We start from the raw sequence: 13,161 nt of genomic DNA, 5'->3' as shown, positions 1-13,161 counted from the left end.
TGAAAGAGCGCCGCCCGCCCTTGACCGCCCAGTTATCAGAATGACCAGTACTCAAACTTCAGAAGGATTTTCCGGATGACCGACATATCATCTTCCAACGATGCGGGTGCCGCCGACATCGAAAGCGCAGGCAACTGGCCCCGGTGGTTGACGCGCAGACGACTGCTGTTCGTCGGTGCGGCAACCGTTATGGGCGGCGGCATGGCGCTGAACTGGGGATGGCTCACCGCGATCGGTCTCGCGCCTGTCTTGGTTTCGCTGGCACCCTGTGCCGCGATGTGCGGGCTTGGTCTGTGCATGAAGGGCGGGTCCGGCGGGAAATGCGACGATGCGGGTGGTGGCAAGCCCGATCAATCCGAAAGGTGATGCAGTTGATTGTCTATCTGACCCGGCGCGCCGCCTTGGCGACATTTGCGGCCACGATCGCCTTTCCGGCCTCCGCCGATCATCCGGGTGAAAATCTGGATGCCCGGATGTTCGAGATGGAGCCATACTTCCAGGCCATCGACGCGGCACAGGCCCCGGATTTCGAGTTGCAGAATGCGGAGGGCAATCCTGTGCGCTTGGCGGATTTCAGCGAAAGGGTCGTCATCCTGCATTTCATCTACGCCAACTGCCCGGATATCTGCCCGCTCCATGCGGAAAAGATCGTGGCGGTCCAGGCTTCGATCAACGACGGGCCGATGAGGGATCTGGTGCAATTCATCTCGATCACAACCGATCCCGTGAATGACACGCCGGACGTTCTGCGCGACTACGCGGACCGGCATGGGCTCGATCCGAGCAACTGGGTCATTCTGACCAAACGGCCCGATCAGAGCGACGACGCGACGCGCCTTGTGGCGCGGGACTATGGGCTCGAGTTCACCACGACCGCCGACAGCGACATGATGATGCACGGTGCGGTCACCCATGTCGTGGATATCGGCGGGCGGTTCGCCGCAAAGTTCCATGGCATGGATTTCAAGAATGTGAACCTGATCCTCTATGTCAGCGAGTTGATCAACAATGCCCAGCATCGACGCCGGGAACGCAGTTGGTGGGACCGGGTGACAGGGGTGTTTCAATGAGTGTCACCGCGACTGGCGTCATGCCATCTTCGGCGGATGGAATATCCCTGACAGCGCTACGTCGGTATTTTTCGGTAATCATCCCGGCCAATCTGATCTGGGAGTTCGCCCATATGCCGCTCTACACGATCTGGAACGAGGGCACCTGGGGTGAGATCGTCTTCGCCGCGGTTCATTGCACGGGTGGCGACATCCTGATTGCCATGAGCGCGCTGGTGCTTGCCTTGATGCTGACCGGCCGTGGCTGGCCCTTCGTGGCTCCGACGCGACGCTCGGTAACCGTCCTGACGGTGGTGTTCGGGTTGGGATATACGCTGTTCAGCGAATGGCTCAACATCGTGATCCGCGCGGCTTGGGCCTATTCGGACCTGATGCCGATCATTCCGGTCCTCGATGCAGGGCTGTCGCCCGTGCTGCAATGGATCGTAATCCCGCTGATTGCCTTCTGGTGGGCGGCGCGACCCTTCAGCGCCGAGCATAAAGCATGATGGATATTTCCGGCATCGGCATCTTCGCGGCCTTTCTGGCGGGGGCCATTTCCTTCCTGTCACCCTGCGTCCTGCCACTGGTTCCGGGCTATGTTTCCTACATCGCAGGCCAGCCGGATTTGCGCACGACGCGATCGGTCGGCCTGCGGGCACGCGCCGGGGCACTTGGCCTAAGCACCTGCTTCGTTCTGGGGTTCTCCACGGTCTTTGTCGCGTTGGGGGCCGGGGCCAGCGCGCTCGGGTCGTTGCTGCTGACTTGGCGCACTGAGCTCAACTATCTGGGCGGGGCGATCATCATCCTGTTCGGACTGGTCATGCTGGGTGCCTTCCGTCTGGAAGCGTTCTCGCGTGACACCCGCTTCACACTCGACATTCCGGGGGGTCGCCCGCTTGGAGCCTACGTCCTGGGCTTGGCCTTCGCCTTTGGATGGACGCCCTGCATCGGGCCGATCCTCGGCGCAATCCTGACGCTCAGTTCGACATCCGGCGGTATGTCGGACGGCATCTGGCTGTTGTCGATCTATTCCGCAGGGCTGGGCGTGCCGTTCCTGCTGGCCGCGCTGTTCACCGACGCCATCGCCGCACGGGTCAGACAGATCGGCAAAGCCGGTCGCTGGCTCTACAAGGGCGCGGGCGTCGCCATGATCATCATGGGCGTTGCCATCATGACCGGCCAATTGTCCCGGTTTGCCTACTGGCTTCTGGGAACCTTCCCATTTTTGGCCTCAATCGGTTAGTCTTCCTCGGCATTCCTGATGTGAAGCCAGATCAGTGCTGACCCGATGACAAGAAAGATCAGGTTGAGGAAGAACGTGTAATCGATGCTGAACCGGACCATTTCCTGAAGCGAAGGCCGCTCGGTCGGGATCATCCCTACGAGAGCGAACAGGTAATGCACCGTAATTCCCGCAGCGACCATGCACAGGTACAGCAAGCCTGAAAGATAGAGCGCATACTGCCAGCCGTAATATTTTGCGTGCACCCATATCACCGTGGCAGCAACAAGATCGGCTCCGAGAAAGGCGATCACGCCTCCGAACGACGCATCACGCGACCAGAGCATCGCAGCCAGGGGGACATTGCCCATCGACCCGATGAAGGTGAAGAAGGCCACGACCGGTGCCACCAGCGCGTTTTCAAGAACGATCAGGAAGCCCGGCGCGTCCTGCGCACCGCCATCTCCGACCAGAAAGATCGCGTTCCAGAAGCTCTGCGGCACAAAGACGGAAATGAAACCCGCGACCGTGAAGCCGAAGAGGATCTCCTTCCAGACCATCTTCCATTCCATGAAGAAAGCGCGGGCGATCCGGTCCCATCCTTCGCGGGACAGCAGTTTGTCGCGGAACGAACCCTTCATGGTCTGGTCCCTGTCCATACCTTCGTCGGACTGGGCCTTCTCCGCATGCTCTTTTGCGCTTTCGACAAACGACCTTGGAAGCCATATCAGGGTGAGGGCATAGGCGTAGATCGTCATCAGGATGCCAAGCATGAAATTTGCCACCATGAATTTCCAGCCCAGCAGGACCAGAAGGACGATTCCAAGCTCGATCACCAGATTTGTCGATGAAATCAGGAAGGCGATCGAATTGACCGGATGCGCACCCTTCACGAGGATCGAACGCGACGCGGCAAGAGCCGCGAAGGAACAGGACGATGACACAAACCCAAAGAAGCCGGCAATGCCTGCCTTCCTGGCACCACGGTCGCCAAGAACACGCGCCATCTGATCCCGTGTCACGAAAATCTGGATGCCTGCGGAGATGATATACCCGAAGATGAGCGCCCAGAGCGCCTTCCAGAGCATGCCCGCCCCGGTCGTGAATGCTTCGATTATCTGGTCCATTCAGCTTGACCCTTTTTCGCAGTGCTGTCCGACTTGCGCATCTATCGGGAGAACGAGTCCGAGGGATATGAAAACGGCACCCGCCTTTCAGCCGATCAGATAGACCCTGATCGGCATCCAGATCCCCATGACCATCATCATCAGGTTCTCTGTGAGCGAGACAAAGCCGAGCGGTACGTTGCTGTCGCCGCCGACGCAGGCGCACTTCAATTCACGCTTGTCGATATAGACCGCCTTGAAAACCGATACTGCGCCAACAGTGCCGATGAACAAGGCCACCGGTGCCGAAAGCCAGGTCAGCGCCCCAGCGACCATGAGGATACCTGCGAAAGCCTCTCCGAACGGATAGATTTTGCCATATCGTACCCACCGACGCGCCAGCAGGTCGTAGTTCAGGAACATGGTCGAAAAGCTTTCGACATCCTGAAGTTTTTGTACGGCCAGAAAGCACATCGAGATCGAGATGAACCATTCCAGGGCGCGGGGGGTGAAAATGTTCTCGAAGCTGTACCACGACAAACCGAGCGCCATCAGGAACGCGACGGCAAAGATCGTGATCACGGGCTGGTAGGACGTGTCCGAGCGTTCGTCTTCCGGCGCATCGATGCCGAAATGGACCCGAAGGTCGTCATATCCACCGATCCGCTCGTCCCCGATCCAGGTTTGCGGGCTGGTTTCGACGCCGTGCTCTTCCATGAACGCGTCGGTTTCCTCACGCGTGGTCAGATGGTGGTCCTCAACCTCATACCCTTGCCTCTCCAGCAAGTCTTTGGACTTCAGACCGTAGGGGCAAAGGTGGCCCGGCATGACCATGCGGTACAGCGTCGCCGACTGCGCTTGGGTGCTTGACTGGTGCTTCATGTCATGCCCCGCAACTGTAGAATCCCCGGAATCCGGCGGTCAGACCGGCATCGAGCTCGATCGTCAGAGTCGCATCGACCGGTTCGGTACCTGCGGTTTCGAGCGCAGCACCGTCTTGGGGAACGCCAAGGCGGATCGACAGGCCTTCTGTGCCCAATTCGCCGGCTGCATTCTGTTCGACCCGGACGAGATCGCCGCTCAGCTTGACGAGCCCGACGGCTGCGCCATCGATCTCACCCAATGCCAGTGAGGCCGGACTGCCGGTTGTATAGTTGAATGTGCACACCGCGCCATTCGGCAGAAGCTGCGCGATATCCTCTTTCGTCAGGAAGCCGGGGTCGAGCACTGCGACGTTTGCTGTTGACAGGGCTTGATCCAAGCTCACGATACGGGGGCTCTCGAGACTTGCAGTCTCGGATGTGTCGCCGGATGCATCGATATCGTTGATCAGATAGCGCATTTCCGCGATTTCCTTGTCTTGCGCATAGATGATCTCGTCCGCGAGCTTGCGCACGCGCGGATCCGAGATATCGGCGCGGCTCGATGTCATGATCGCGATCGAATGGTGTGGGATCATCGCGCGCATGTAGCTGGTGTCGCCCACCGTGACCTGGCTTCGTACGAGCCAGAGCGAGGCGGCGAACACGACGACGGCACCGCTGAAAATAGCGGCATTTACGGTCTTGCTCGAATACATTGAAAGCATGAAGGCCAACATGATGATCGCCATCGTCGCGCCCATCAACAGCGCCATATAGGCTCGGGTTTCGGACCAGAAAACATGGGTCAGAAGATAGGTGTTGAGATACATCAGCCCGAACATCACGACCGTCGAGGTCGCGATCATGGCGGCAAATCTCCAATATGACATGACGTGCTCCTTTCGCTTGTTCCATCCCCGTTCAGAACATCAACAACCTTCCAGCGATGGAGGGTTCCAACTCTTTTCGGGTGAGGTTTTGTGGCGCTCCTAATCCATCTTTCTCGTGACCACGAGGAAGATTGTAGAGGCCGAGCAGCTGATGAGGAGAAAGCCATTCAGGGCCTCGATGCCGGCAAGAAAGCGCAAATGACCCGTGGGATAAATATCGCCAAGCCCCAGAGAGGAGTAATTGACGACGGAAAAGTAGAAAACATCCATGAATGAATCGACGTTATCTTGAGCGAAACCGCCAATACCTAAGAACTCGCCGAAACTGAAACCCAGTGCGTAGAGCCCGGCTTCACCTATGTGGGCGGTCGCGAGTGTATAGAGGGCAAATAAGAGGCGGCTTGATTGTGTGAATGGAGTGCGTTTGGTGGCCGTCATGACGAAACTCATCGCACGGACATGCACAAGTCCGCTCAAACCGAAGAGCACAATCGCAAAGAGGATCGCCCAAGCCAAACGCTCGCACCCTACAACGCAGTATTCTTGAGTTGCTCTTCGCCGCGGTGTTTCGTTGCCAAATCGGCGAGGATTGGGCAATCCGGGCGGTGATCCCCGGCACAGGCGTCCACTAGATGTGCTAGCGTCGCGCGCATTTCCTTCAGCTCCGCAATCTTGTCGTCGATCCGTTCAAGATGCTGCTCGGCGATATCCTTGACTTCGGCGCTGGCGCGTTTTTCGTCCTCGTACAGAGCAATAAGGTTGCGGCAGTCTTCAATGCTGAAGCCGAGCGCCCGGGAACGGCCGAGAAACGCGAGCTTGTGCGCATCGCTTTCACGGAATGTGCGATAGCCGTTCGTGCTGCGAAGAGGCTTCACAAGCCCGACATCCTCGTAGTATCGGATCGTCTTGGCTGGGAGGCCAGAAAGGGCGGCGACATCTCCAATATTCATGATCAGGTTCTCCTTATTCAGCGGCGACAGGGTTAGGGGATAGCAAAGTGGCCTCTTCACCACCGCGCGCTCTGGCTTCTTCCATGATGGGATGGACCCTGCGTAGCCGAAGGGCGTTGGTCAGCACGAAGACCGAACTCAGTGCCATGGCTCCGGCAGCCAGGACTGGCGAGAGCAACAAGCCGAACGTGGGGTAGAGCACACCCGCAGCCACCGGGATCAGCGCGACGTTGTAGCCGAACGCCCAGAACAGGTTCTGACGGATGTTGCGCATCGTGCGGCCTGATACTTCAAAGGCGTTGACCACGCCGCGCAGATCGCCCGACATCAGCACCACATCGGCGGATTCGATGGCCACATCGGTTCCCGTGCCGATGGCGATACCGACATCCGCATGTGCCAGCGCGGGGGCGTCGTTAATGCCGTCGCCGACGAAGGCGATCCGTCGGCCCCCTTGGCGAAGCTCGTTTAGTGCGGCCACCTTTCCATCGGGCAGAACGCCGGCGATCACGTGGTCGATGCCGGTTTCGCGTGCGATGGCATCGGCTGTCTCGCGCTTGTCGCCGGTGATCATAGCGACCTCCAGCCCGAGGCGGTGCAGCGCGCCAATGGCGGCCGCGCTGGCGGGTTTGACCGGATCGGACACGCCGATGACCGCTGCAACCCTGCCATCCACCGCGGCAAACAATGCCGTGCGGCCCAGCACGGCCAAGCGGCCCTCCGCCTCGGCCAGCGACCCGATGCTCAGTCCTTCGCGGACCATCAGGCGATCTGCACCGACAAGCACCTCGTGGCCGGCAACCTTGGCCCGAACGCCGTAGCCCGTGATGGATTCGAAGCTCTCGACGTCGTGACGTGCCGCGTTCTCGGCCTGGGCCGCGCGCACGATGGCTTCGGCGATGGGATGCTCGGACTGCGTCTCGACCGCCGCCACCAGTGCCAGGATGTCGGCCCGGTCGACCCCGTCGGCCAGGACCATATCGGTCAGTTCGGGGCGCCCTTGGGTGACGGTGCCGGTTTTGTCGAGCGCGATAACATTCACCGACGTCAGTTGTTGCAGCGCGTCGCCCTTGCGGAAAAGCACGCCCATCTCGGCTGCGCGCCCAGTACCGACCATGATCGAGGTCGGCGTGGCCAGTCCCATGGCGCAGGGGCAGGCTATGATGAGGACCGAGACCCCGGCCACAAGCGCGTAGGACAGGGTGGGCGAGGGGCCGAACAGCAGCCAGATCAGAACGGTCAACGCGGCCAGTGCCATGACCGCCGGCACGAACCACAGCGTGATCCGGTCCACCAGGCCCTGGATCGGCAACTTGGCGCCCTGCGCCTGCTCCACCATGCGAATGATTTGCGCGAGCGTCGTGTCGGCGCCGACACGTGTGGCGCGGAACTGGAAGCTGCCGGTGCCGTTGACGGTGCCGCCGGTGACCGGATCACCCTCGGACTTGGAGACGGGAACCGGCTCTCCGGTGATCATGCTCTCGTCGACATGGGCGCTGCCTTGCGTGACCTCCCCATCCACCGCAATGCGTTCGCCGGGACGCACAACGAGGATATCGCCGGTGCCGATCCGTTCGATGGCGACGTCCTGCGGCTCCCCGTCCACCAGAACTCGCGCGGTGCGGGCCTGAAGGCCAAGAAGCTTCTGGATCGCGGCACCGGTGCGGCCCTTGGCGCGCGCCTCCATCCAGCGGCCCAGAAGGATCAGCACGACGATGACTGCCGCTGCCTCGAAGTAAACGGCACGGGACGCCACGGGCAGCAGCGCAGGCGCAAAGAGCGCGGTAAGAGAATAGAGATAGGCTGCGCCGGTGCCAACGGCGACGAGGCTGTTCATGTCGGGCGCGCCCTTCAGAAGCGCGGGGAAGCCCTTGGCGTAAAAGTGGCGTCCGGGCCAGAACAGCACAACTGTCGTCAGTACGAACTGGATCATCCAACTTGTCTGGTGACCGATGGTGCGGCCGATCATCTCGTGCATCCCCGGCACTAGGTGTGCACCCATCTCGAGCAGGAAAACCGGCAGCGCCAATGTCGCCGCGAATGCGGTCTTACGGGCCAGATCGCGCGCTTCGCCTGCCTTGCGGGCGCTGTGCTCCTCGGGCAAGACACTGTCCGCCGGTTCAGCAGGGTAGCCGGCGTCTGTGGCAGCTTTCATTAGATCGGAGATCTTCATCGCGCCCTCGACATAGGTCACGGTTGCGGTCTCGGAGGCGAGATTGACGTTGACCTCCAGAACGCCAGGCACTGCCGCCAGCGCCTTATCGACACGGCCGACGCAGGACGCGCAGGACATGGACGAGACGTTCAGGCGAATAGTCTGCGTCCGGACGGGATAGCCGGCCCGATCCAGCGCGTCGATCAGCTCCGGTATCCGGGTTTCCGAGTCGATTCGGACCTGCGCAGTTTCGGCCGCAAGGTTCACATTGACCTCTTCGACCCCGGGCAGCGCCGAGAGCGCGCGCTCGACCAGACCGACACATGATGCGCAGGACATGTTCTGGACAGAGACCCGCAGGTCTTGTGTGATTGGCATGAGCGTCTCCTTCGTCTCTGGGTAAGATATCTAGGGCTTCCACCAACTGGAAGGTCAAGCTTTTCAGAATATTTTTTTGCCCTTGACCTTCCTCCGCTGGAAGCGCCCACCTGAAGATAAGAGAGAAGGAGACGTATATGAGCAGCTTCACAGTTCCGGGAATGAGTTGCGGGCATTGCACCGCAACAATTGACAAGGCGATTAGGTCTATTGACCCAACTGCGACCGTTTCGTGCGACTTGAGCACGCATACCGTTTCGGTCGAGAGTTTTCTCAGCGTCAGGGCGGTGTCGGAAGCGATCCAAAACGCAGGATACGATGTGTCGGCGCCAGCCGCGACCTGAATAACCCTTGGGACTGCAATTACTGGTGCAAAACTTGCCGGATCACGTACCCAGCGTCCTGTCGTGCCAAGTCGATTAAGCGCACTCGACCAAATGGATGCGTCCGTGGATGGGCGGTAACTCGATTGCGCCACACCTTCGCTCGACAACCAGTCCAACTTTTCCTCGACCCAAAGATATTCAGCGCCTTTCTCGGACGCGGTTCAGTTGCCTTCCTGCTGTCGCTGGTCAGCACTTCGTTCGGCTTGAATAGCGCGCTGACGCTCCGGCCACGTTGATTGGATGTAAGCGATGATGTTCCAGATTTCGGCGTCCGACAGCTGGTCGCCGAACCCGGGCATGCCGCTTTCGAACTCGACCCCTTGGAGGGCAAGAGCGGCCTTGCCGCCCAGCTTGGTGTAGTCAAACAGCACGCCATCGGGATGATGCCAGGTATGACCGGTTTCGTCATGCGGCGGTGCAGGCAGGACGCCATCTGGTCCGGCCGACCGCCAATCCGGCTGTCCTTCCAAATCGGCGCCATGGCAGGCCGCGCAATATTCTCTGTAAAGATCTTCACCCTGTGCAATGTCGGCGGCTTCCGGCGTAGATTCGGTCTGCACACCGGCCGTGCTCATGAGCCAGGCTGCGGCTCCGCCACCGCCCAGAAAAATCACCGACAGCATCAGGTATCTTCGCATCACGTCACTCGCATCCATGTCATCATGCCGGCGGCCGCGTGGCTGAGCATGTGGCAGTGAAACAGCCAGTCGCCTGGATTATCGGCGACAAAGACAACGGTCCGCGTTTCCCCTCGGAACATCGTTATCGTATCCCGGAGCGGCCCCAATGTGCCATCCTCGCCGATTTCGCGGAAATGCATCCCGTGCAAGTGCATCGCGTGCGGGAAGGACGTGTCGTTGCTAATCTCAAGCTTGACGGTCTGCCCGAGAGCGAGACCGGCATGCGGTGCATCGGGCATTCCGACGGTGCCGTTTAAGGCCCAGTATTCGTTTTCGTCGACCAGATCGCGGAAGGATTTCCGTTCACCGTTCAAGACCGCCGATTGCATCCGGCCCATCGCACCGCCCTCCATGTTAAGGCGAACGGGAACCGCATTGTCTAGGCCCGGAACATCCATATTCGCATTCCTCGGCAGGGCAGGGGGGTCATCCCGGCGTACGGCGGACGCCCGACCGGTCACGGTAAGGGCAACCTGTGACATACCTTCCCCATTGTCGAGGCGCACCAGATGGGCCGTTTCACCGGAGTCGGCAGTCACGTCGACGATCAGATCGGCGCGCTGGCCGGGGCCGAGAATGAGGGGTTCGCCGAGCCTCTGGGGTTGCGCCAGTGGCATCCCGTCCAACGCGATGGTCCAGCCTTCCATTCCTGGCGATATCAACGACGAAGATCCGCGCGTTGGCCGCATTGATCAGACGCAGTCGAAGCCGTTCATTCTGACGCACATCGATCGCAAGACCGTACTGTCCGTTCGTCGCAACGAAATTTCCCATGCGGCCTGCGTGGCTGCGGGAATGCGCAGAGGTGAAGTCGGGATTGATCTGTGCGGTTTCGGGATCGAGAAGCCAATCGTCCAGGATCAGAACCTCCTCGCGATCCACTTCCGGAGCTTCCGCTTCCTCAACAATCAGCGCGCCGTAAAGCCCTCGGGCGACCTGTTCGATGGACCTCGCATGGGCGTGATACCAATAGGTTCCGGCATCAGGTACAACGAAGTCGTAATCGAAACTCTCGCCCGGTTCGACGGCGGCTTGGGTCAGCCCGGCGACGCCGTCCATCGCGTTGTCGATCCGGATTCCGTGCCAGTGGACCGAGCTTGCCTGTGGCAGCGCGTTCAGTAACTTTCGCTGAACGCGGGCACCCTGCGCGATCCGCAACTCCGGGCCGGGCATCATGCCGTCATAGCCCCATATTTCTGTCTTTGGATAAGGCGGCGGCGCGAGCTGGACCGCGCTCACCTGAGCTTTGAATTCGTCAAATTGAGGCGTCAAGGCGCGCCCCGCTCTGGGCAATTGAAGGACAGCGGCCGCCGAAGCGCTACGCAAAAGGAAATCCCGTCGTATCATGTTCTCTCCTAGCCTTAAATAGTATGGAGCTCTGGCGCGCCCCGTCGCATTGATCGTAGTTCGGCTGCAACACCCGTAAGGTGATCGTCTCTGCTGCTTTCAGCAACCTGATAGCCAGAAGATTGACCGACACCGCAGGCAAGCCGCAAATAGGGAGGAACCGAGTTTCGGTTTACACGACCGCGCCGAATTCCACCGAACACGTCGCCCTGCCGAGTCAAGCTGCCGAGCAAATCATAGTTCAGGTCTGCGACGGTCCAGCCGCGCACGGCAAGAAGCTCTGGAAGAGTCGCGGTCGGTGGCGATTGGTCAACTTCCCCGTAAAAAAATTTCACCCTTCAATCTGTTAGAAAATGCCATTCGCTTCTTGGAGTTCCCGGACGAATTGCGTGATCATCTTGACGTCAGCGTCTGTCAGTCCCTTGACCGGCGGCATATTCCCGAAATTCCAGTGATGCGACCGGACACCGTTCCTGGCCGCTAGAACGAAAGCCATGTCCGAATGATGTGAAGGCTCATAGATCTTGTGCACAAGTGGCGGCGCAACACCATTCTGACCTGCTGCGTTGGTGCCATGGCATTCGGCACATTTCGCCTCGAATGGGCGTTTTCCGATCTGTGCATTCGCTGACAGGTCCGTCGGCACCGAAACCTCCACGATGGGGGCCCCTCGGGCCACGCCGCTTGTGTCCGGTGGCACCATCGAGTGACCGGCCGCCTGTTGACCAGATGGGGAGGTGTTCCAATAAATCGCCAAGCCGCCGACCAACAGAAAGGCCACAACGGCCAGAAGTGCCTTGTTCATTATCTACGGTCCCTCGCAGCCATCTGTCCACTTCAGATCAATTTGACCTGTGTTCCCACCGCCGTTCTGTCAAAGACTTCCTCGATATGTTCATTGTAGAGGCCAATACATCCGTTCGACGACTTGCGCCCGATCTTCCGAGTATCCTGCGTTCCGTGGATCCGGTAATACTGCCAAGACAGATAGAGCGCACGGGTGCCCAGCGGATTGGCGGGGTCTCCGCCTGGAATAAGTGCTGGCCATTCGGGGTTGCGCTCACGCATCGACGGCGTTGGCGCCCAGCTCGGGTTCTCCCTTTTTTCGACAACCTCGGTATAGCCCCGCTTTGTCAACTCATCGGTCAGGGGAACCGATGTCGGATAGATTCGCATTTCGCCATCGGCGGTCCAATGCTGCAACACTTTCGTGATCGTATCCGAAATGATGATACCTTTGTCCAGAGTCTCGAAATGGTCCCGCCACTCGTGCGTGCGGAAAGACGATAAGTTCCGACGCGTCGTTTCCGCTTCCTGCGCCCGGAGTAACGACGGCGCAGCCAACGCGATTACGCCGCCCGCCGCAGCCAGTACGAAACGACGTCTATGGATTACAAAGGGTGCCTGCTCTACCATGGCATTCTTGCTCCTGATTTCTTGCCTATCAGGTGTGCATAAACCGCCTTCCAGCACTGGAGGGTCAAGCGAGTTCGTCTGACATAACAGTGAATTTTGTATCAGTTCGTAGCATCGCAAAAAAGTGCGCGCGAACCCGGCTGTCACTAGCTGGTGATCCTCAAATATCTACCTTCGGGTTACTGACATCATGCGATTTGTTGCCGTGCCAAAATGACCTGAATGCGAGGCCTGTGAACACGAACGGCGCGCAATATGCATCCATGGAACATTGAAACCCTCATGGGCAGCACGGTTTGGAACACTGCGGTGTCGAATCCGAAGGCGAAAACAACCTGTCCGATTTCCCAATCATTCGGCCGTTCCCTAAGTGGACACAGCGTTCCATGGCGGGAAGGTCGATAGTTAATGATTCATAGTTCGGTGGGCATCAAAAGCATCAGCCTTGGCGTCACAATTCGAGTTTCGCCTTGCGGCGCTCGTACTCCTCTTCGTCAATTTCACCTTGGGCATAGCGTTCGCGAAGAATGTCTGCCGCGTCCGATTTGCCGCCAGAGCCAGACCCGGCCGAGAAGCCACGGACGGCCAACATGATCAGTGCGATGATCGCCCCCCAGAACAACAGCATCATCAAACCGCCAGCCATGCCGAATCCACCTCCCCACATCATGTGACCGAAACTGTCGCCCCAACTGTCCGCATGATCAGCGAGCGCG

Annotated in this window: 17 protein-coding genes; 5 read left to right on the top strand and 12 right to left on the bottom strand. The window is 59.4% G+C overall.

Translation table 11 applies throughout. The features are described 5' to 3' along the window. Positions 1-75 precede the first annotated feature (75 nt). The 4 genes from ROS217_RS22945 to ROS217_RS22930 are packed head-to-tail and all read left to right on the top strand — an operon-like array spanning position 76 to position 2,295. Positions 76-366 (top strand): hypothetical protein, encoded by a 291-nt coding sequence (locus ROS217_RS22945; protein WP_007121402.1) that lies wholly within the window; start codon positions 76-78, stop codon positions 364-366. Further along, a complete protein-coding gene (locus ROS217_RS22940; RefSeq protein WP_009820200.1) occupies positions 366-1,070 on the top strand; it encodes an SCO family protein in 705 nt (234 codons plus the stop codon). The genes ROS217_RS22945 and ROS217_RS22940 overlap by 1 nt, the downstream gene beginning before the upstream one ends. Beyond that, complete coding sequence (locus ROS217_RS22935; protein ID WP_007121400.1) at positions 1,067-1,558, top strand: hypothetical protein; 492 nt, start codon at positions 1,067-1,069, stop codon at positions 1,556-1,558. Before ROS217_RS22940 ends, ROS217_RS22935 begins: the two co-directional genes overlap by 4 nt. After that, positions 1,555-2,295 carry a cytochrome c biogenesis CcdA family protein gene (locus ROS217_RS22930; RefSeq protein ID WP_040652296.1) on the top strand — a complete coding sequence of 247 codons (741 nt, stop codon included), beginning with the start codon at positions 1,555-1,557 and terminating at the stop codon, positions 2,293-2,295. The genes ROS217_RS22935 and ROS217_RS22930 overlap by 4 nt, the downstream gene beginning before the upstream one ends. Here the strand turns inward: ROS217_RS22930 and ROS217_RS22925 are convergent. The 6 genes from ROS217_RS22925 to ROS217_RS22900 form a co-directional block, all read right to left on the bottom strand. Further along, positions 2,292-3,401 carry a permease gene (locus ROS217_RS22925; RefSeq protein WP_007121398.1) on the bottom strand — a complete coding sequence of 370 codons (1,110 nt, stop codon included), beginning with the start codon at positions 3,399-3,401 and terminating at the stop codon, positions 2,292-2,294. The two genes, ROS217_RS22930 and ROS217_RS22925, sit on opposite strands and share 4 nt — an antisense overlap. An 87-nt stretch (positions 3,402-3,488) precedes the next feature. Next, positions 3,489-4,262 (bottom strand): MauE/DoxX family redox-associated membrane protein, encoded by a 774-nt coding sequence (locus ROS217_RS22920; protein WP_009820198.1) that lies wholly within the window; start codon positions 4,260-4,262, stop codon positions 3,489-3,491. A 1-nt stretch (position 4,263) separates the two neighbouring features. Beyond that, positions 4,264-5,133 (bottom strand): DUF305 domain-containing protein, encoded by an 870-nt coding sequence (locus tag ROS217_RS22915; protein ID WP_009820197.1) that lies wholly within the window; start codon positions 5,131-5,133, stop codon positions 4,264-4,266. Between the two features lie 99 nt (positions 5,134-5,232). After that, positions 5,233-5,649: an ion channel gene (locus ROS217_RS22910; protein ID WP_009820196.1), complete on the bottom strand. Its 417-nt coding sequence runs from the start codon at positions 5,647-5,649 to the stop codon at positions 5,233-5,235. A gap of 11 nt (positions 5,650-5,660) precedes the next feature. After that, entirely contained in the window at positions 5,661-6,083 is a 423-nt protein-coding gene (gene cueR / locus ROS217_RS22905; protein WP_009820195.1) for a Cu(I)-responsive transcriptional regulator, read from the bottom strand. A 13-nt stretch (positions 6,084-6,096) separates the two neighbouring features. After that, complete coding sequence (locus ROS217_RS22900) at positions 6,097-8,616, bottom strand: heavy metal translocating P-type ATPase (protein WP_009820194.1); 2,520 nt, start codon at positions 8,614-8,616, stop codon at positions 6,097-6,099. 137 nt (positions 8,617-8,753) lie between these two features. On the opposite strand from ROS217_RS22900, the gene ROS217_RS23855 reads away from it, so the two are divergent. After that, entirely contained in the window at positions 8,754-8,960 is a 207-nt protein-coding gene (locus ROS217_RS23855) for a heavy-metal-associated domain-containing protein (RefSeq protein WP_009820193.1), read from the top strand. 203 nt (positions 8,961-9,163) lie between these two features. On the opposite strand, the gene ROS217_RS22895 is transcribed toward ROS217_RS23855, so the two are convergent. The 6 genes from ROS217_RS22895 to ROS217_RS22875 all read right to left on the bottom strand — a co-directional run. Next, on the bottom strand, positions 9,164-9,658 hold the full coding sequence (locus ROS217_RS22895; RefSeq protein WP_009820192.1) for a c-type cytochrome: 495 nt from the start codon (positions 9,656-9,658) through the stop codon (positions 9,164-9,166). Next, positions 9,640-10,080, bottom strand: coding sequence for a multicopper oxidase domain-containing protein (locus tag ROS217_RS25085; protein ID WP_368072264.1), 441 nt, complete (start codon positions 10,078-10,080; stop codon positions 9,640-9,642). Before ROS217_RS25085 ends, ROS217_RS22895 begins: the two co-directional genes overlap by 19 nt. 121 nt (positions 10,081-10,201) lie before the next feature. Beyond that, positions 10,202-10,954, bottom strand: a complete 753-nt coding sequence (locus ROS217_RS25080; RefSeq protein ID WP_368072263.1) for a multicopper oxidase family protein — start codon at positions 10,952-10,954, stop codon at positions 10,202-10,204. 421 nt (positions 10,955-11,375) lie between these two features. Continuing rightward, positions 11,376-11,834, bottom strand: a complete 459-nt coding sequence (locus tag ROS217_RS22885) for a c-type cytochrome (RefSeq protein ID WP_009820189.1) — start codon at positions 11,832-11,834, stop codon at positions 11,376-11,378. Positions 11,835-11,866: 32 nt separating this feature from the next. Further along, positions 11,867-12,445, bottom strand: a complete 579-nt coding sequence (locus ROS217_RS22880; protein ID WP_040652290.1) for a L,D-transpeptidase — start codon at positions 12,443-12,445, stop codon at positions 11,867-11,869. Between the two features lie 451 nt (positions 12,446-12,896). After that, the coding region (locus tag ROS217_RS22875; RefSeq protein ID WP_009820187.1) for an SHOCT domain-containing protein at positions 12,897-13,161 on the bottom strand (265 nt) is incomplete at its 5' end.

The organism is Roseovarius sp. 217, assembly GCF_000152845.1.
Classification (GTDB): domain Bacteria; phylum Pseudomonadota; class Alphaproteobacteria; order Rhodobacterales; family Rhodobacteraceae; genus Roseovarius.
Note: the sequence above shows the minus strand (reverse complement) of the source record. Positions and strands in the feature narration are given on the sequence as shown.